Here is a 20,390-nt window from a genome sequence, read left to right as displayed (position 1 = left end):
CCTCCTTTATTTCAGTTTCGGTAAAACCACCCGATAGTTTTGTTTAAATTTTCCGGCACTGATATTGCTCAATTTCCCTTTCAGCAAGCGTTTTTTCAATGCGGACAGGTGGTCCGTGAACACGATGCCGTCCAGGTGGTCATACTCGTGTTGCACGATGCGTGCACGGGTTCCCGTGAATTCCTCCACGTGTTCCTCCCAGTTCTCGTCCCGGTAAGCAATTTTAATCCGGTCTTTTCTCATCACGTCCTCGTGAATGCCGGGTATGCTTAGGCATCCCTCGTTGAAGGGGACTTCTTCCCCCGAGCGTTCCAGTATATGCGCGTTAATAAACGCTTTTTTGAAACCCTTGCAGTCCGGGTCAATTTCTTCAAACGGGTTCCCGTCAATGACGAAAACGCGTATATTCCTCCCGATCTGGGGAGCGGCGAGTCCTACCCCGTCCGACTCGTACATGGTTTGCCACATATCCTCGAGCAGTTTGCCCAACCCCTCGTATTCCGGGGTAATGTCTTCAGATACCTTCCGAAGTACCGGATGTCCGTAAATGTAAATAGGTAACAGCATATCAAAAATTCATATTTCTTTGTGATTCCATGTAGGATTGCAATATGATCGTGGCACTAATGGCATCGATAATCGCCTTATCCTGACGTTGTTTTTTCTTGGCTCCCCCCTCGATCATCGCCTTGTGTGCCAAGACAGAGGTGAAGCGTTCGTCATACATGACAATAGGAATATCCGGGAATTTGCGTTTGAGCGCGGTGAGGAACGGTTTGATATACGCCATACTTTCCGAGTCCGAGTTGTCCATTTGCTTGGGATGCCCCACGACAATGAGGTCTACTTTTTCTCTCGAGCAATAATCCTGTAAAAATTGTAATATCTCGTGTGATTTGACCGTCGTGAGACTGTTGGCGATGATCTGGCATGGATCAGTAACCGCCACGCCAACCCTTTTTTTCCCGTAATCGATAGCAACAATTCTTCCCAATACCCTAATCCTTTACGATAATGAAAATATCCTCGTTTTCTTTCTTCATCAAATACTGTTCTCTCGCGAACTTCTCCAGGTTATCCCTGTTTCCCAACAACTCATCTTTCTTGCGTTTGTCCTCTTCAATCTTCTTCTGGTAGTATTTCTTCTCCTTCTCCATCTGGCTGATTTTCGCGCGCAACTGTAGCTGGTCGATAAAACTATATTTATCGAACAACGCGATCCAAACAACAAATAGCAGCCCCACTATCGTGTATTTGTTTGCAAATCGCTGAAACAAATTCCTCGATGTTTCTTTGTTTTCGTCTTGCATGATGCAAAGGTACAAAAAAAGAGATGGTTAAGATGCATCCCCGTGTAATTTTTTTCCATACGGGTAAAATCACGATTTCGCGCTGCATATTTATAAAAACGGCGGGAATATTTATACATCGCATTCATTTTCAGTGTTTTATAAATTAATAAAAAAGAACTTTCCCTATTTTTCGTGTGACTAAATTCATTAGCTTTGTGTTTTCAGAATTTATAGATAAAAAGAAGAATAACAATAAAATACTAGAAATGGAAAAGAAGTTAGCGGTAATCGCGTTAGGTGGAAACGCTCTTTTAAGAGGAAACCAGAAAGGAACCATCGAGGAGCAAAATGCCAACACGGTAGACACGTTGGAAAATTTGGTGTACTTGATTAAAGATGGATACAATTTGATTATCTCGCACGGGAACGGTCCGCAGGTAGGAAACGTGCTCATGGACAACGCTGCCGGGGCGGAGATGTATGGCAACGCCGCCATGCCGCTGGATACCTGCGTGGCTTTCACGCAAGGGCAGATCGGGTACATGATCGAGCGTAACTTGCGTAATATCTTGAAAGAACATGGTTTGCAACGCAACGTGATCTCCATGGTGTCACAGGTAATCGTGGACAAGAACGACCCGGCAATGCAGAACCCCACGAAACGCGTGGGTAAAATCTATACCAAGGCGGAGGCGGATAAATTAGCCGCGGAAAAAGGTTGGATTTTCAAGGAAGAAATCAAGGTAGAAGGAGGATGGCGCCGCGTGGTACCTTCCCCGGACCCGAAAGATTTCATGAATGCCGACCTCGTGGAGCGTTTGGCTCGCGAAGGCAACATCGTGATTACAACCGGTGGCGGCGGTATCCCCGTGTATATCGACGAGAACGGGGATATTCAACCCCTGGAAGGCGTCATCGACAAGGACTTGGCTTCCGCCATGGTCGGGACGAGAGTGAAAGCTGACGAGTTCTACATCCTGACGGACGTACCTTATATATACAAGGATTACAAGAAACCGTCCCAGCAAAAACTCGAGTTCCTCGATTATGCCGATACCATGAAATACCTCGAGGAAGGCGTATTCGCCGAGGGAAGCATGGCGCCGAAAATTCGTGCTTGCTTGCGTTTCGTGAAGAATGGCGGGCAGAAATCCGTGATCACGGAAGCGACCAAGTTGGAAGACCGTCGTTATGGCTCCAAGATCACGATGGAATACGAGGACGACAGAAGATAATTGAAAATGTTTTTTTATTCTCGATGGGATATTGTAATTTTGACCGGTTTTCAAGAGAATAGAAACCTGAAATCATAAATCTAAAATTATAAAATTATGGCTTTTAATTTGAGAAACAGAAACTTCTTGAAGTTGTTGGACTTCACCCCGAAAGAGATCAAATACATGTTGGATTTGGCTGCCGACCTGAAAAAGGCAAAATATGCCGGAACCGAACAACCTCGTTTGAAAGGTAAGAATATCGCTTTGATTTTCGAGAAAACTTCTACCCGTACCCGTTGCGCGTTCGAGGTTGCCGCTCACGATCAAGGTGCTCACGTGACCTATCTTGGTCCCTCCGGATCACAAATCGGCGTGAAAGAATCTATGGCAGACACGGCTCGCGTGTTAGGTCGTATGTATGACGGTATCGAGTACCGTGGTTTCGGTCAGGCTATCGTTGAGGAGCTGGCTCAATACGCGGGAGTACCCGTGTGGAACGGTTTGACCAACGAATTCCACCCGACCCAGATCCTTGCCGACTTCCTGACGATGATGGAACATTCCGACAAACCGTTGAACAAAGTGACTTTCGCTTATCTCGGTGATGCCCGTTTCAACATGGGTAACTCCTTGATGGTCGGTGGTGCCAAAATGGGTATGGATGTTCGTATCGTTGCCCCGAAAGAATTGCAGCCGGATGCCGAACTGGTGGCTACTTGCAAGGCTATCGCTGAAGAAACCGGTGCGACGGTGACGATAACCGACAACGTGGAAGAAGGCGTGAAAGGTTGCGATTTCTTGTACACCGACGTGTGGGTATCCATGGGCGAGCCTGCTGAAGTATGGGCAGAGCGTATCAAATTGTTGACTCCTTACCAGGTGAACAAACGCGTGATGGAATTGACAGGAAACAAGAACTGCAAATTCATGCACTGCTTGCCGGCATACCATAACCTGGAAACTCAAGTAGGTCGTGACGTTTACAAGCAATTCGGAATGAACGGCTTGGAAGTAACCGAGGAAGTGTTCGAATCGGAGAACTCCATCGTGTTCGACGAGGCCGAGAACCGTATGCACACGATCAAAGCCGTGATGGTGGCTACTTTAGGTGACTAATACTAGTTTTTGAAATATAATTTAAGCCGTCTTCTCCAAAAGACGGCTTTTTTTATCCTTTTGGGATATATGTTCCTTCTTGTATGGTGCTCTACCTTGTATTCCTGAACGGCTTAAGAGTGCATATACGAAGTGGCTTTGGAAGGGATTTTATGAAAATAATGTAACATCCGCTCGAGGAATCTTTAATAATTATTCTTATTTTTAGAACTTGAATCGTTGTAAACGAATCGTGTTGTTGTTTAGAGTATTGTGAAACTAATTTGAAATTTATGAGAAAATTGACTCTTGTATTTGCTTTGGCGGCTTTCTTCTGCGGGATAATCTGCTCGTGCTCGAGTGGCGTGTCGGACAAGAATCCGAAGAAAAGCATGATGATCGAAACTCCCGTACCGGAACGCCCAGCGGGACAGAAAGACGTGTTGGGGCTGGTGACCCCGAAGCTGGATACCGTGCGGGTCGGGTTCATCGGCTTGGGAATGCGCGGTCCGGGAGCCGTGGAGCGGTTTACCCATATCCCGGGAACACGGGTGGTGGCTCTCTGTGATATTGTCCCCGAGCGGGTGGAAAAAACACAGGGAATATTGAGAAAAGCCGGGGTGCCGGAAGCCGCGGGTTACTCGGGAAGCGAGGACGCGTGGAAACAGCTCTGCGAGCGGGAGGATATCGACCTCGTGTACATCGCCACCGATTGGTTGCACCACGCCCCGATGGCTCTTTACGCCATGGAACACGGCAAACACGTGGCGATCGAGGTGCCTGCCGCCATGAACATGGAGGAAATATGGGCGCTGATCAATATGGCGGAGAAAAAGCAATTGCATTGCATGATGCTCGAGAATTGCGTGTATGACTTCTTTGAACTGACCACTTTGAATATGGCGCAGCATGACGTGTTCGGGGAAATCCTCCACGTGGAAGGGGCATATATCCATAACCTGGACGAGTTCTGGGCTTACTACTGGAACAACTGGCGCATGGATTACAACCGGAAACACCGGGGCGATATTTACGCCACGCACGGCATGGGACCCGCCTGCCAGTTGCTCGACATCCATCGCGGCGACAAGATGAATTACCTCGTCAGCATGGACACGAAAGCCGTGTCCGCCCCCGAGTATATCAAAAATAAAACGGGAGAAGACGTGAAAGATTTTAAAAACGGGCAGCACACCATCACGCTGATCCGCACGGAGAACGGGAAAACGATACAAATGCAGCATAACGTGACGTCGCCCCGCCCGTATAGCCGGATGTACCAGCTGACGGGTACGAGAGGATTCGCCAACAAATACCCGGTGCAAGGATACGCGTTGCAGCCCTCGCAAGTTTCTTCCGACGTGATGCCCGACCACGAGAACCTGAACGCCCACGGTTTCGTGCTGCGAGACGTGAAGGAGGCTTTGATGGAGAAATACAAGCACCCCATCCAGAAAGAACTGGAAGAGCAAGCCAAGAAAGTCGGCGGGCACGGCGGGATGGATTTCATCATGGACTACCGCCTCGTGTATTGCCTGCGGAACGGCTTGCCCTTGGACATGGACGTGTACGACCTGGCAGAATGGTGTTGCCTTGGCGAGTTGACGGAAATCTCGCTGGAAAACAACAGCGCCCCGGTAGTCATCCCGGATTTCACCCGTGGCGGGTGGAACAAGATCAAGGGATACCGCCACGCCATGGTGGAGTGAAAGGCGTGATTACACGTGTAGAGAAAGTTGATTCTTGCCGGGTTCTTCTTATTTTTTTGTCATGAAAATGACCGATTGATTGTTTTTTCCTTATTTTTGAAAAATCAAGAACGTGGAATAGGACTATGACAATTCAGGGTAAAGGTTATACTATTGACAAGCTGGTGAAGAGGGACCCGGAGGCTTTCCGGATTTTTCATCAGGAACACGTGCGCTTGTTTTGCCAGTTCGGTACGCGTTTTATTGATGACCCGGAAGTCGTGCGGGATATCGTGCAAGATGCCTTTATTGCCATGTGGGAACGGATTGCCACGTTCCGGGAGGAAGCCCACGTGAAGGCTTTTCTTTATGCCACGGTGCGGAACCGGGCAATTAATTATTTGCGGGACAGGCAAGTGGAGCTTCGGAACCGGGAGAATTTGGCTCGCTTGCAGGATGAGGCGACTTTTCGGGATATTGCCGTCGAGGAGGAAACGTATGATTTCCTGTGCCGGAAAATAGATTCATTGCCCCCGATGCAGCGGGAAGTGTTGTGGATGCACGTCGATGGGTTGTCGAACGAGGAAATCGCGGAGAAATTGAAAATATCCGTGAATACGGTACTCACGCATAAGCAACGAGCCAGGAGCGTTTTAAGGGATTATCTGACGAGTTTTTCTATCTGTTTGGTAAATTTCTTGTAATTTTTCGTTTCTCGTGTAGTCATTTTGATGAAGGTTCGTGTGTTTATTGAAAAATGAATACATGAATTAAATCGGAATGTTATGAGAATTTGTTTGAGTGTCGTTATTTTATGCGTGACAATATGCACGTGTACGTGCAAGCAGGTCGGTTACGAGATCCGGGGGACGCTCTCGGGTGTCAAGGATGGAACTTTTGTTTTTCTGGAAGATGTTTTCGCCGGGAAACGGGCGGATTCGGCTGAAGTACGGGACGGAAAGTTCGTTTTCAAGGAAAACGAGGAATTGAAGGAACCGAAATATTGCCGTTTGATCGTGAAAGGTGAAAAGTTGAATCCTTTCGGCGCGAAAATAGCCTCTTTTTTCGTGGATAATTCGGTGATGGAATTCAAAGGCGTGTTGGACAGCATGCCGGCTATTTTGGAATTCACGGGAGAGGAAACGGGCGTGAAAGTGTCGGGGGGTGCTACCCAGGAGTTGTATAACGAGTATTTGTCACAAATACGGGAATTGCGGTTGCGCTATGATGTTTTGCGGCATCGTACGGGAAAGATTTTTACGACAAAGGATAAACAACCCGAGTGGAGTTTCGAGGAGAAACTGCAAATGGAAGGGGAGATGAGGGAATTGGAGGAAAAGATGTATCGTGTAGGGGAGGAATTCGTGAAAGCACACCGGGAGTCGGTGGTTATCGGGCAGGTAATCATCTTAATGGTCGAGAGATGGAGGTATAGAATTACTCCGGAGGAATTGAATAATCTGTTCGGGTACGTCGCTCCTGAATTATCTGAAAGCGAATTGATGCGGAACTTTAAAGAGAGAGCGAAAAAACGGGTGCATCAAGTGATGAGGGGTATGAAATATTACGACGTGGAATTGGTTGACACGGGGGGAAATAAGGTGATGTTATCGGAACACGTGCAGCCGGGGAAGTATAATTTGTTGGATTTCTGGTCATCGGGATGTGTGTCTTGTCGGAAGGAGATACCTCATTTGTTGGAAATTCACGAGATTTGTGGAGATGCGTTGAATTTTATTAGTATCTCTTTGGATAAACGGGATGATCGTTGGAAAAAGGCAATGGAGGAAGAAAAAATGCCTTGGACGCAGTTGTGTAACCCGGATGGGTTTTACGGGGTGTTGAAGTCAACGTATAGTATCCCGGCGATCCCATTTTCCGTGTTGGTGAACCCGGAGGGAAGAATTGAGTACGTGAATTTGCATGGTACGGAGTTAGATAAAGCTTTGGTGGATTTAGGTATCTGGAAACACTGACTTGGTAGTTAAAAAATATTAAACTTATCGTTTCGTGTAGTCGTAACCGGGAAGTTTCGTGTGTTATAATAAAAACAATTATGAGCACAGAATATATATACAAGGAGATCGAGATAGTCAGCACTTTGTTGAAGAAATACTTTGACGGGGAAATGACATCCGATGAACGTTCACGATTAGCCGGATGGTTGCGGGAAGACCGGGGGCATCGGGAGATGTTGGTGAAGATGCGAGAGAAACGGGATCTCCGGTCGCGATACGAGCGTTGGCACGAGGTGGATGTGGCACGGGATTTCGAGGAGTTGAAAAAACGTATATTCGAGGAGAAGTCTGCACGTGGGTTCGTGAAACGATGGATGTATTACGCGGCAGCGTCAGTTGTTTTGGTGTTACTTGGTCTGGGTGCTTGGTTGCAATTATATTCACCGGAGAAGAAAGCAGTTCCGGTAAGTAACGGGAAAGTGCTGGCTATCTTGAAGACAGCAGACGGTAACGAGATTGAGATCGGGGATCGGACAGGACAGAATAAGAAGATGTTGGGCGATTATTTCGTGGTGAAGGATTCTTTGCGGGAATTGGTCTATCAGGATGACAAGTCCAAGAACGAACAGGTTCGCTATCATCAGTTGGATGTGCCGAGGGGAGGAGAGTATAAATTGAAACTTTCGGACGGGAGCGTGATCTGGTTGAATTCGGAATCGAGTGTTTATTTCCCCGAGGCGTTCGGTAAATCGAAACGGGAGATCCGGGTGAGTGGAGAGGTCTATCTGGAAGTAGCAAAAGATTCGAACAGACCTTTTATCGTGAATGCCGGTGCTTTCCGTACGGAGGTATTGGGAACTTCATTTATGATGCGGGTGTACCCGGAGGAGCGGGAGTGGTCGACAGTACTGGTAGAAGGCAAGGTGAAAGTGTCGTTCAAAGGGACAGACGTTGTACTGGAACCAAGGCAGAAAGCTTACGTGGAACGGGGTGTGTTGTACGAGGGAGAGGCAAACTTGAGCCGGGAGTTGGCGTGGTTGAGAGGTGCTTTCGTGTTCGAGCACGAACGTTTGGAGAGCGTGATGCGAACTTTGTCCAGATGGTATGACGTTAGTTTCGTGTTTGAGCGCGAGGAATTGAAGAACTATGAGTTCACGGGAAGCGTGCGTAGGGATCAACCGATTGCGGAAGTGTTGGATGTATTCCAGCGGATGAATGTGGTGACATTTGTGAAAAAAGGGAATAGCGTGTTGGTAAAAGAAAAAGACAAAGTCAAATAGTTTTATTGGGATTAAACGGTTGACTTTGTCCAGTATCAATTAATATTACAAATCTATGAAAAAAAATCGAAACAGGCAATTTTGGCAGGGTTGTTTTGGGCAGCGTTGTTGTCTGCTGCTTTTAATTCTGTTGTTTTCCGGACCGGTATGGTCGCAGGAAAAAAAGGAATATCGGGTTTCTCTTTCGGTGAAAGAGATGCCGATGATTGAAATTTTGAAATTGATAGAGAAGCAAGTTCCCTATGAATTCATGTATTATGACGGGGATATCCGGAAATTGGGATCGAGAAGTTTCGAGTTCAAGGATATTCTGATGGAAGCGGCGTTAGATTCCTGTTTGAAGGGATCTAACATGAAATACGAGCTGATCGGGAGAAACTTGTTGTTCAAGAGAGTGGAACGGTCGACTCCCGCGGTTGGGAGAAAGGTGACGGGTGTTGTGGTAGACCACAACGGGAATCCGTTACCCGGGGCTACGATCAAGGTTGTGGGGAGTGTTTTAGGAAGAATTACCAATAAGGACGGGGTTTTCACGATTATTGTTCCCGAGGGGCAGGAATGTAAGCTAGAGGTTTCATTTATTGGCTTCAAGAAACAGCAGGTTAGCGTGGAAGGAGATGAGCCGTTGAAAATCGTGCTGGAGGAACTGGTTGCTGAAGTGGACGAGGTGGTTGTAACCGGTTACCAAAGGATAGACAAAAGTTTGTCTGCCGCCTCGACGTATTCGGTAAAAATGGAGGACGTGATGGTTCCCGGTAGTACTTCCGTGGAAGATATGTTGCAGGGGGAGGTTCCCGGCTTGATGTTGTCGTACGGTTCGGGAAGTACTTCCAGCCTGCCGAAAATGCGTATGCGGGGAACTGCCACATTGTTGGGAAATGCTTCGCCCGTGTGGGTGATTGACGGGATTATCCAAGAGAGCCCGATAGATGTTTCTAACGAGGACGTGGAGAATATGTTGAATGATGCGGGAGATTACACGATGTTCGGGGGTGCGATTTCCGGAGTGAATCCGATGGATATCGAGAGTATCACGTTTCTGAAGGATGCAGCAGCCACGGCGATTTACGGTACGCGGGCGGCAAACGGGGTGATCGTGGTGACGACGAAAAAAGGGAACTCCCGGAAGACGACGATCAGTTATAGTGGAAACTTGAAGTTTTTGGAAAGACCGAGTTACCGGAAGTCTGCCAATTTGATGAACTCGAAGCAACGGATGGCTATTTCACGTGAGTTGTTCGAGGACGGGATGATCTTCGAGAAGTTGCCGAATTACGGGTTCGAGAAGGTCATGATCGATTACTTGAGCGGGAATGCGACATACGAGGATGCAGAGCGGGAGTATAAGTTGCGGGAGCGGGCGAACACAGACTGGTTCGATTTGCTCTTCGAGAATAGTATCAGTAATAATCATTCGCTGTCGGTGTCCGGTGGTAACGAGAAGTCGACGTATTATACTTCCGTGAGTTATTCCAATGACAGGGGGACGCAGAAGGGCGACCAATCCACTCGTTTCACGGCAAATGTGCGCGTGAATACACAGTTGGCGAAGTGGTTGAAGGCAGATATGAAAGTGAACTACTCGGATCGGAAAGTGAAGGGATTTTTCAGCACAACCCCGATGAATTACGCGTTGTCGACTTCCCGGACGATTCTGCCAGACGAGTATTACCTGAAAGACGTGAAGAAACTTTCGGGAACCGTCGAGGAGGTGAAAGTGGAATACGAGTACCCGGTGACGTATAATTATTTGAATGAATTGAAAGAAACCTCCAACACAGGGCGCACGAAAGAGTTCAGCGGAAGTATGAATTTGGCGCTTGACCTATACAAGGGGGTGAAGGGAGAGATTATATTTGCTTACATGGATAGCCGCAGTTTGGGAATCAAGTATGCTTCCGAACGTTCGTATTACATGGCGAACAAGCGGGGATATGATTACGGGGCAGTGCCGATCGGGGGCACGCAGGAAAAATTGTCGCAATACCCTTACGGGGGATATTATCAACGCCGGGATGAGAATATGACGAAGTGGGAGTTGCGGGGTACGTTACGGTATAATAAATCATGGCAAGAAACGCACACGATTTCGTTACTTGGTGGAGGGCAGATCACTTCGCGGAAGAGTTCCGGTTTCACGACAGATGAGTACGGTTATTTTCCGGATCGCGGGCACTCGATATTTTACGAGTATAATAAAGATGATTCCGGGTTCTTGGGAAACAGCTATGGTTCTTCTTCCGGGAAATACAAGGTGACGATAAAGGACAGGATTGACAATACGGTGAAAGTGATGGCATCGTTGGTGTACGACTACAAACGACGGTACGTGGTGAATGCCAGTTTCAGCGTGGACGGAACGAACCGTTTCGGGCAGAACAAAAAGTTTCGTTTCTCACCGATATGGAGTGCCAGCGCCCGTTGGAATATTCTGGAAGAAACGTGGATGAAGGAACAGAATCTGCTCTCGGTATTGAACGTGAAAGCCAGTTACGGTTTCCAGGGAAATGTGGTGTATGGAGTTAGTCCGAGTTTGAAGGCGAAGTACCTCACGGGTAGATACGCGATTAACCAGTACTTGGGAGAATTCCAGTTAGCACTAGATGGGCTGCCGAACCCGAATTTGGATTGGGAGAAGACCCGGACGATTAATTTGGGGTTGGAGATCGCGGTGTTGAAGAATAGGTTGTCTTTCACGGCAGAATATTACTTGAAGAAAGGGGATAAGGTACTGTTTAACAGGGAAGCCCCGTTGGAATATGGGGTCGACAAATATAGAAATTATTTTAATGACTCGAAGTTAACGAACGAGGGGTACGAGTTCTCGTTGCGTGGAGTAGCGGTGAAGACGAAGGACGTAACATGGTCGATTTCCACGAATATATCGTTTAACCGGAACGAGATTGAACGTAATATCCGGTCGGAATCCTATTCCAGTTACCTGAGTGGTTCTGTGGCTTACCCGAATCGCCCGGTGGGTTCATTCTGGTCATGGAATTTCAAGGGGTTGAATAAAGACGGGCTCCCGGTGTTTGATTTCGGGGAGAACAGCGGATACACGAAAGAGGAATTACGACTGGATGCCGCGAAGTATCTGGTGTACTCGGGTAGTAAGAATCCTGACGTGACGGGAGGTTTCAACACGAATTTGTCCTACAAGAATTTGTCGTTTAGCGCAAAGTTCTCGTTTGCCCTAGGCGCCAAGACTCGTTTGCGTCCGGTATACCAGGGTGGAACTTCATCTATGGATGCGGCAAAGGTTCCGACGTTTGACCAGAATTTGTCGTCAGAGTTCATTACCCACTGGAGAAAACAAGGCGACGAGGCATGGACGGATAAGCCGGGATTTCTGGGTCCGAAGAATATGAATAATAACACGTACACGCATCCGGGTGGTTCCCGGGGGCTATTCAAGATGTGGGATGAGGGGTGTCATCGGGTAGTGAGTGCTGATTATTTGCGTTGTCGCTCGATGTCGTTATCTTACAAGTTACCGAGGAATATATTGTCTAAACTTGGGGTATCATCTATGTCCGTGGGACTTACCGGGACGAATTTGTTCGTGGTGAAGGACAAGCGGTTGAAAAAGCAAGACCCGGAAACGGGATCGATGAATGTGCCGTTATTGCCGTCGTATAATTTTTCTATTAATTTGAATATTTAACGGAAAGGAGTATCATGATGAAAAAGATAAATATATTATGGATCATCGTGGGATTGTGTTGGGCGTGTGATGATTTCCTGTCGAAAACGCCACCCGATGAAGTAACCCCGGAGTCGACGAAGTCTTTCAGCGAGTTATTACTGTACGAGGGATATTTGGCTGAGAACGAGTATGTGGATAACATGACATACTATATGGATGATGATGTGGAGAATATTTTCCCACAGAGTTCTTTTCTTGGAAGTGGATACAAGGATGAGCATTTGTGGCAGAAATTGTTTTACACCTGGCAGCCCTTGGCGGTAGATCAAGTGCTAGAGGACAAGGGGAGTACGTATAATGCAGGTGGGTACGTTCCATGGAAAAATTATTACGAGTGCATCTTGGGTTGTAATCTGATTTTGAAGTACGTGGATGAGTCCACGGGGACGGATGAGGATAAGAACTACTTGAAAGGGCAGGCTTATTTCTTGCGGGCATTCTATTATTTCCAGCTAGTGAATATTTACGGGTGGCCTTATAATGATAAGAAGAGCGACCCCAGCGTGAATTTGGGAGTGCCCATTATCACGCAACCGGAGATCGGGGAATTGGTGTTCCCCCGGAATACGGTGGCTGAAGTGTATAAATTGATCGTGGAGGATATCGAGAATGCGGTGTTGTTGTTGGACAAGGAGCAACGGGAAGCCGTGAAGTACCGGGTGACTTATTTGCCGGCTCATTTGTTGGCTTCGCGGATTTATCTTTACATGAATAATTGGAAAGAGGCGTTGAAACATGCCCGTTACGTGATGGAACGGAAAAGTTTATGTGATTACACGGGGGTGGCTGAGGGTGATTATGAAACAAAATATGTTTTCCGGGAAGGGAACGAGGATATCATCTGGTTGTTCGGTTCCCGGAGGAACTGGTGGGGATACTCGGATGCTTCATCTCTCTCGGACGCTTTTATGGCTTCCAGTAAATTGTACGCTTGTTTTGAAGAGGATGGATTGACCGATAAACGGAAAGATTATTTCTTTTTCTTGAAAGATAATTTGATTTCCGTGAAGAAGTATAATAAGAATTCGATCAATTACGGGCAGGGATTCCGTGCTACGGAGGCTTATTTGAATGCGATAGAGGCTTTGTTGATGCAATACAAGGAGGGAGATAAGGGTGCTGGCGATGAGGCTCTTGAATTGTTGAATGACTTCCGGAGAACACGTTACGTGTCACGGGATGGAACGGTACAACCGGATGTGGAGATGGGAACGGCGGACGAGTTGCTGGATATTTACAAGTTAGAGCGGCGCAAGGAATTGTGTTTCGAGGGACAGCGTTGGTTTGATCTGAGGCGTTACGGGATGCCTCGTTTGGAGAGAGTATGGACTCCGGATGGGACAACGCAAGAAGTGTATGTTCTGGAAGAGTCCGACCCGATGTACGTGCAGGATATCCCGTCCATGGTGACGGATCTGAACCCGGGAATTGAACCGAACAAGAGTTTGTCGGGACAACGCCTGCCAGTGAGTTTATAACGATGAAAATGAAGAATTATGAATAAGAATTTTCTTTTCCATATTTTTTGCGTGTGCATCATTTGCACGGGAATTATAAGCGGTTGTAATCAGGATGAGGATACTCTCGAACCGTCCGAGCATCTGCCGATGAAGTACACGTTGCCGCAGGGAGATGCGGAGTATGATGACCGGATTCTGGACTTCTACGAGAAGTTTGATACCTTTATTTTGTACGAGTACGATACGATCGATCCGTTTTGGAACGTGCAGAGCGTGACGAATGCATTGCAGGACTATCATATCGTGTTACCCAAGGAGGAGAATGTTGAGGCGGGGGTAAATATAATTTTTGACTTGTGGTTGGACTTGTATTCCGCCGAATTCTTACAGGGAAGGTTACCGCGTTACTTGTTTTTGGCTGATTCGGTGTACTATTGGTCTACGAATATTCTCAAGCCTGGGGTCGTGGAGTTAAAAACAGAAAGTTACCTGACAACGGCTACAAGTATGACCATCACGGGAATCAATGCAACCTTGTCGGATATGACTGATACAGAGAAGAATAAATTGAAGGAAGCATTGAATGCAGCTTATTGGACGTTTATGGGCAATTATGGAAAGTTTGAAGCCCCTGAAGGATTTAAAACTATTGATTATACATTAATAAAGACGGCTGCGAATGCCCGGGCTGCAGGAATGTTTCATGGTAAATATAATTACAAGGATGCGAATGGTAAATATCAGAGTTTGACGGCGGAAGTGGATGTAAAGGAGTCGATATTGTGGTTGTTGAATCAGACGCAAAGCAGTATAGATCGTTATCTGATTAAGGGAACCAGTTCCCTTTACCCTCCTGCGTGCAAGGAACGTTGTATTTTGCTTGCCGAAGAAATGAAGCGTGTGTATAATTTGGATTTAGAGGTCTTGACAGGAAAAACTTTACCCAAGAGAGAAAAAGCAGAGGAGTAAATTAATTTGAAGTTTTAATGTTTATTGGGATTACCGGAGGGATGCGAAACGCATCCCCTGGGTTCCTATTGTATCAATGTATAAAATGGATTGTATGAAAAATTGTATGATGTTGTTAGTGGTAACCTTGATGATGTTGCCTGGTTTTCAGAGACTTTATGCGGTTGGGAGCCCGGGGGCACTGTTGACTGTGGTTGACACACTACCCAAGAAGTCCGACAAGAAAAAGGACGTGAAGAAAGATGTAAAGAAACCCGAGGAGAAAAAGAAACCCACGGAATACGAGAAACTTTTTAAAGATAAGGCTTTTGAAACGGTGAAAAGTAATTTTATAACTTTACACAAGATTGATAACAAGCTTTATTTTGAATTCCCGTTGACCTATTTGGGACGAGAAATGTTATTTTCATCAGCCCCTTCGGCAACGAGTAATAGTGCCGTGGCAGATATGGGACACAAGACGATGGAACATATCCGGTTCACGAAAGAGGATTCGTTGATTTGTTTGCGGCAAGTGAATACCACCACCACGTATGACCGAAAGGAGCAGAATATAGGTCAGGCTATACGGGAAAATACATTGGACCCCGTGTTGGATGTGTTTAAAATTGTTGCTTACAATCCGGACAAGAGTGCTGTCGTTTTTGATGTAACCAGTTTATTCGCAGAAGATAACAGTCTTTCCTCTCTGTTTAGAAGTAGTATTTCAATATTCCGGCTTTCGGGTAAAGTGAAATCGAAAATGTCCGTTATCACCAGTATAAAGACATTTGATGACAATCTGACCGTTCGGACATTGATGCCGCATACCGTGTCATTGTTGTTCATGGGAATGACGTATGCAAAAATGGATGTAACCGTTACGGCAACCCGTTCGCTGTTGTTGTTGCCGGAAGATAAGATGCGTCCGAGGAAGAGTGATTCTCGGGTAGGTATTTTCTTGACCAACAAAGAACATTATACTTTGCAAAATGATGGCGTTGAAAGTTATTCTGTGGCTCACCGCTGGCGTTTGGAGCCGAAGGATGAGAAGGCTTATAAACAAGGTAAGCTGGTAGAACCGAAGAAACCGATTGTGTGGTACGTGGATAACGCTTTTCCGGAAGAATGGAAAGAGCCGATACGGAAAGCTGTGTTGCGTTGGAATGCGTCATTCGAAAAGATCGGCTTTAAAAACGTGATGCAGGTACGGGATTTTCCGAAAGATGATCCTAATTTTGACCCGGAAAACTTGAAATATTCATGTATCCGCTATTTGCCTACGGGGATTGCCAATGCTATGGGACCCTCGTATGTGGATCCGACAACGGGAGAAATTATGAATGCGTCTGTATTAGTTTATAGCAATATTGTGGGGATGATTAATAATTGGCGATTCATTCAGACAGCACAAGTTGATCCTTCGGTACGGAATAAAAAAATGCCGAAAAAGATTATGGATGAGTCAATCGAGTATGTGGTCGCTCATGAGATCGGACATACTTTAGGCTTTATGCATAATATGGCGGCATCTTCTGCTTACCCGGTAGATTCTTTGCGTTCTGCAAGTTTCACGCAAAAGTATGGTACGACTCCTTCTATCATGGATTATGCTCGTTTTAATTATGTGGCACAACCGGGAGATAAAGGAGTGAAATTAACTCCTCCTGTTTTAGGTGTCTATGATGATTACATGGTGAAATGGAACTATCAGTATTTCCCCGGGGCGAAAGATATGGAAGAAGAGGCTGCTATTTTGGAAAAAATGGTAGACGAAAAAGCCGGAGATCCGTTGTATCGTTATGGACGTCAGCAAATTTTCAGTCGTTATGACCCAAGCGCCTTGGAAGAAGATTTAGGCGATGACCCAATGAAAGCGGGTGATTACGGTATTAAAAATTTACAGTATATCTTGAAAAATCTCGATAACTGGATCAAGGATGATTCCGACGGAACCCACAAATATGCCTTGTATCAAGGAATTGCCAACCAGTTCTATCGCTATATTCGGAATACTTTGTACAATATCGGGGGAATTTACTTGACCGAGGTGAAGGATGGGACTCCCGGCGATCGCTTCCGGGCTGTACCACGGGCTACGCAGAAAGCTTCTTTAAAGTGGGCGTTAAATCATTTCAAACACTCGGATTGGTTGAATAACAAAGAATTGACTCGTAAATTTCCTCTGGGTGTGAACATGGAACCCGTGCTCCAGATGGCATTGGCGAATAGTTTGAAACCTTTGTATAAAGGAGTGTTACTTTCCTCTCATATCTCTTCCGATCCGTACAAGATCGAGGAATTTTTTGATGATTTCTATAATTTGGTATTCGAGAACGTGATTAAAGATCGTCCTTTAACTTCCAGTGAGAAGATGTTGCAATCTGCTACAGTGGATCTGATCACAGAAACCTTCACCGAGAAAGAGAAGGGTAACGGATTATTGGGAATCACTTCTATCAATGATGCTTTTGCTCCTTCTGTGGACGATATCGTGGCTTATGGGCTGGACGAAACCGGGCTTGTGGCTCAGTTTGCGGATAAATTGCGCAAGATCGAGCGGGAACAGGGAATAGGCAGCTTGATGAAAGAGATCGATTTAGAAAGTTTTGGGTATGGTTACGGTTGGCAAAGAGCCGTGTCCGTGACGGCTATCGATAACTCCAAGAGTAATCTTCATGCTTTTGGTATGCGGATTAAACGGTTGTTGGAATCCAAATTAACTAAAGCGAGTGGGGAAACCTTGGCGCATTACGAGGCTTTACTCTTTATGCTGGATCGTAAATTGACAAAGTAATAAGTTGGTGCAAAATAAAAACCGACCTCCACATCCGGAGGTCGGTTTTTAATTTTATAGATAAATTTTATTTTTCTAAAGCTTTTTTGATTTGTCGTTTTGCCAGGGTCAGTGGGGCTAACGAGCAAGGTCCGTTGACGCAACCGCCGTCGCAAGCCATGACTTCCACGAACTGTGCTTCTGGTTTCTTCGGCATCATTTTCAGCAGGGTCTGGTTTTTCTTGTCCAATCCTTCGAGGGAAAGGGTGGTGTAACCATTTCCGACAGCTTCCACGATGGCATTTCGGACACCTCCGGCTTGGGCGTATCCGCGGGAGAATTTGGTAACTTCCGGGTTCAAAGGCATCTCTTCGCAAGTTTCCACGTTGATATCGTAAGCGACCATGAATGCGCCGAGTTCCTCGAAGCTCATCACGTAGTCAACTTCCGGTACGTACATTTCAGCCTCGTAACGTTTTGCCAGACACGGTCCGATAAATACCACTTCGGCATCCGGGTATTGTTCTTTCACTCGGCGGGCAGCGTACACCATGGGGCTACGCGTGTCCGAAACGAACGGTTTCACCATGGGTGCGTGTTTGTCTACCCAACCCACGTATGCTGGGCAGCAGGAGGTCGTCATGAAAGGTTTCCCCTCGTGCATGCGTTCTAGGAATTCGGCAGCCTCGTTGCGTGAGGTGTCTTCCGCACCTAATGCCACTTCCACAACCTCGTCGAACCCGATAGCCTTGATTGCCGATAGGATTTGTCCCGGGGTAGCGTTAAACTGCCCGTAGATTGCCGGGGCAGGGATAGCTATGATTTTTTTGTTCGGGTCGCTGATGCTTTTGTAAACGTCGATCACCTTGGAACGTTCCATGATGGCTCCGTACGGGCAGGTCTGCATACATTTTCCGCAATAGATACATTTGTCTTTGTCAATATGTTCCGTGCCGTCCTCTCCTTTGGTAATTGCTTTTACCGGGCAAACTTCCTCGCAAGGAACGGGGGTGTACACGATAGCGTGGTAAGGACATACTTTGGAGCAGAGCCCGCAGCTCACGCAATCTTCCTGCGTGATGCTTGCTTTTCCTCCCTTGAAGGAGATGGCTGCCTTCGGGCAGTTCATCAAGCAGGGGCGTCCCTCGCAACCACGGCACATGTTGGTCACGAAATACTGTGACTGCATACAAGCACTGCAAGCCTCGTGAACCACGGAAAGAATGTTCTCTTTCGTGTTCTTGTTGTCCAATGCTTTTTGGGCGAACTCGGCTAGCGGGATCAGGTCGATTTCCTCGTCCGTGATCTCGAATCCCAGGATTGAAATGATCTTGTGCTTCAAGATATAACGATCTTTATGCACGCAGCATTTAATCGGTTTTTTATTTCTGGGGCGCATTTCTACCGGGATGTACTTTACGCCATTTACTAAATCTTTTTCTTTTAAAAGTTTTACAATTCTAATCAGTAACTCACGTTTTGTGAGCATAGCAAAATTGTCATACAACATCTCTAAGTTCCTCTTTTATAATTCGTATTAAACTATTTTTACTAACGCCAGCGACTCTCTTGCCGTTTATCTCTATAAACGGGGGTGTTTCTTCACCCTTGCCGCATCCCAAGCATGGAGAATAACTAACGTTCAGATGTTCGATGATATTTTGGGGCAGAGATTCTACAACATCTCTTAATTCAGCGCCACCCATGACGTAACACATGGTGCCTACGCATATTTTTAAATTTACTTTTTCCATAATGTAAGCCGTTTGTTTTGAATTTTGCCCCTAAATATACATAATCTCTACATCTTTCAGGTATTTTGTCTCCAATAAAAATTTTATTTTTTTGACCACGTTTCTCCGGATTTCTAATTCTACGGGTAGATTAGGATCTTGGTGAGCCGTGTTGATACGGGTTCCCACGAGCAACGTGATCTTATCACTATTCAATAACATTCTGACGACCATTTCAGCCGGTCCGGCTTCACGGCGTCGGTCAATATCCCCGGCGGTCAGGATGCGTTCCACCTTCCCGAGCGTGAGGATTCCTTCCGTGACCAGGTCGATTCCGTCCATCTTGGAGATCGGTGGGAGTTCCTTGTCCACGATATTCATGTCCACTTCCATGCTTGCCCCGAGCTCTCGTGAAAGGATGGTGGCAGTGGTTCCCCCGCAGAGAATTTTCTTGCCTTGAAATTCCCGAACCCGGCTGGCAAGGTATTTGTCGTTTTTCTCGTCGTAAGGAGGTCCCGTGCATACAAGCAGGTTACGGGGTTTCCGCATATAGATGACGCAACAACTCGTGTCGTCTTTCAGCGAGTACCCGTCGTTCTTTTCCGCCTGGTTCACGATTTTATGCGCGAGTTCCTTGGCGGATATATCATTGTAATGTTCTACTAATCCGGCGACATAATCCTTCACGCCGTCTTCCCATCCGAAAGGCATCTTAGGCGAACCCATGCCGGATTGGGTGACACCGTCGCTGAAGAAAATGATGCGGTCTTCTTTTTCCAGCGTGAATTCCGAAATCCACAGGAACGTGTTTTCCAAGTCTTCCCGTTCCACGGGAATTTTTTTCTTGGGTATATCCACGAAAAAGCCGTCACGGTAGAGGTAATACGAGGGAGTTTCGTACTCGATGATTTTCACGTTGCCGAAACAGTCGATGTCACAAATGCAGAACGTGGAGTAGCTGATTTTGCGCACCATGTCCTTGGGCAATGTGTTCATGATGGACGTCGAGGTTCGGAAGATGCTCTCGTTCATGGCAGTGAAATTCATCGCCATGGTAGCGGTCATTGTCGATAGCACGCAGGCTTTGATGCCGCTGCCTAGCCCGTCAGACAACACGCTGATCACCCGTCCCTCGCCTTTCAGTTTTTGCGACATGAAGCAATCCCCGCAAACAATATTGCCTGCTTTGTTCTTCTGGAAGAAGTCTACCTCGATGAAATTACCGTTATTTCTCAAA

At 46.5% G+C, this 20,390-nt stretch carries 16 protein-coding genes; 10 read left to right on the top strand and 6 right to left on the bottom strand.

Annotation, left to right across the window (positions count from 1 at the left end; genetic code table 11):
* Positions 1-6: 6 nt before the first annotated feature.
* The 3 genes from def to BN8899_RS03340 are packed head-to-tail and all read right to left on the bottom strand — an operon-like array spanning position 7 to position 1,310.
* Entirely contained in the window at positions 7-567 is a 561-nt protein-coding gene (gene def / locus BN8899_RS03350; RefSeq protein ID WP_018338283.1) for a peptide deformylase, read from the bottom strand.
* 1 nt (position 568) lies between these two features.
* The gene (ruvX, locus tag BN8899_RS03345; protein WP_065218282.1) at positions 569-994 is read right to left on the bottom strand and encodes a Holliday junction resolvase RuvX; all 426 of its coding nucleotides are present in this window, start codon (positions 992-994) and stop codon (positions 569-571) included.
* Between the two features lie 4 nt (positions 995-998).
* Positions 999-1,310: an FtsB family cell division protein gene (locus BN8899_RS03340; protein ID WP_051082733.1), complete on the bottom strand. Its 312-nt coding sequence runs from the start codon at positions 1,308-1,310 to the stop codon at positions 999-1,001.
* A 248-nt stretch (positions 1,311-1,558) separates the two neighbouring features.
* Between BN8899_RS03340 and BN8899_RS03335 the strand changes: the two genes are divergently transcribed.
* The 10 genes from BN8899_RS03335 (at position 1,559) to BN8899_RS03290 (ending at position 17,441) form a co-directional block, all read left to right on the top strand.
* Positions 1,559-2,527 (top strand): carbamate kinase, encoded by a 969-nt coding sequence (locus BN8899_RS03335; protein ID WP_018338286.1) that lies wholly within the window; start codon positions 1,559-1,561, stop codon positions 2,525-2,527.
* 96 nt (positions 2,528-2,623) lie between these two features.
* Positions 2,624-3,625, top strand: a complete 1,002-nt coding sequence (locus BN8899_RS03330) for an ornithine carbamoyltransferase (protein ID WP_065218281.1) — start codon at positions 2,624-2,626, stop codon at positions 3,623-3,625.
* Between the two features lie 272 nt (positions 3,626-3,897).
* Entirely contained in the window at positions 3,898-5,313 is a 1,416-nt protein-coding gene (locus tag BN8899_RS03325; protein WP_065218280.1) for a Gfo/Idh/MocA family protein, read from the top strand.
* Positions 5,314-5,438: 125 nt separating this feature from the next.
* Positions 5,439-5,996: an RNA polymerase sigma factor gene (locus BN8899_RS03320; RefSeq protein WP_018338294.1), complete on the top strand. Its 558-nt coding sequence runs from the start codon at positions 5,439-5,441 to the stop codon at positions 5,994-5,996.
* 81 nt (positions 5,997-6,077) lie between these two features.
* Complete coding sequence (locus BN8899_RS03315) at positions 6,078-7,268, top strand: TlpA disulfide reductase family protein (RefSeq protein ID WP_065218279.1); 1,191 nt, start codon at positions 6,078-6,080, stop codon at positions 7,266-7,268.
* 80 nt (positions 7,269-7,348) lie between these two features.
* Positions 7,349-8,530 (top strand): FecR domain-containing protein, encoded by a 1,182-nt coding sequence (locus tag BN8899_RS03310; protein WP_065218278.1) that lies wholly within the window; start codon positions 7,349-7,351, stop codon positions 8,528-8,530.
* A 55-nt stretch (positions 8,531-8,585) separates the two neighbouring features.
* A complete protein-coding gene (locus BN8899_RS03305) occupies positions 8,586-12,194 on the top strand; it encodes a SusC/RagA family TonB-linked outer membrane protein (RefSeq protein ID WP_082986882.1) in 3,609 nt (1,202 codons plus the stop codon).
* 14 nt (positions 12,195-12,208) lie between these two features.
* Positions 12,209-13,714 (top strand): RagB/SusD family nutrient uptake outer membrane protein, encoded by a 1,506-nt coding sequence (locus BN8899_RS03300; RefSeq protein ID WP_018338299.1) that lies wholly within the window; start codon positions 12,209-12,211, stop codon positions 13,712-13,714.
* Positions 13,715-13,732: 18 nt separating this feature from the next.
* The gene (locus BN8899_RS03295; protein ID WP_065218276.1) at positions 13,733-14,665 is read left to right on the top strand and encodes a hypothetical protein; all 933 of its coding nucleotides are present in this window, start codon (positions 13,733-13,735) and stop codon (positions 14,663-14,665) included.
* A gap of 94 nt (positions 14,666-14,759) precedes the next feature.
* Complete coding sequence (locus tag BN8899_RS03290) at positions 14,760-17,441, top strand: zinc-dependent metalloprotease (RefSeq protein WP_065218275.1); 2,682 nt, start codon at positions 14,760-14,762, stop codon at positions 17,439-17,441.
* 67 nt (positions 17,442-17,508) lie between these two features.
* Here the strand turns inward: BN8899_RS03290 and BN8899_RS03285 are convergent, their stop codons facing one another.
* From BN8899_RS03285 to BN8899_RS03275, 3 genes are read right to left on the bottom strand one after another with little or no spacing between them, the layout of a single operon-like run.
* Positions 17,509-18,930 carry a monomeric [FeFe] hydrogenase gene (locus BN8899_RS03285; RefSeq protein ID WP_018338302.1) on the bottom strand — a complete coding sequence of 474 codons (1,422 nt, stop codon included), beginning with the start codon at positions 18,928-18,930 and terminating at the stop codon, positions 17,509-17,511.
* Positions 18,920-19,174: an NADH-quinone oxidoreductase subunit NuoE family protein gene (locus BN8899_RS03280; RefSeq protein WP_018338303.1), complete on the bottom strand. Its 255-nt coding sequence runs from the start codon at positions 19,172-19,174 to the stop codon at positions 18,920-18,922. Before BN8899_RS03280 ends, BN8899_RS03285 begins: the two co-directional genes overlap by 11 nt.
* 30 nt (positions 19,175-19,204) lie before the next feature.
* Positions 19,205-20,389, bottom strand: coding sequence for a SpoIIE family protein phosphatase (locus BN8899_RS03275; protein WP_018338304.1), 1,185 nt, complete (start codon positions 20,387-20,389; stop codon positions 19,205-19,207).
* Between the last annotated feature and the right edge of the window lies 1 nt (position 20,390).

Origin of the sequence: Butyricimonas sp. Marseille-P2440, from assembly GCF_900091675.1 — a bacterium.
Classification (GTDB): Bacteria; Bacteroidota; Bacteroidia; order Bacteroidales; family Marinifilaceae; genus Butyricimonas; species Butyricimonas synergistica.
Note: the sequence above shows the minus strand (reverse complement) of the source record. Positions and strands in the feature narration are given on the sequence as shown.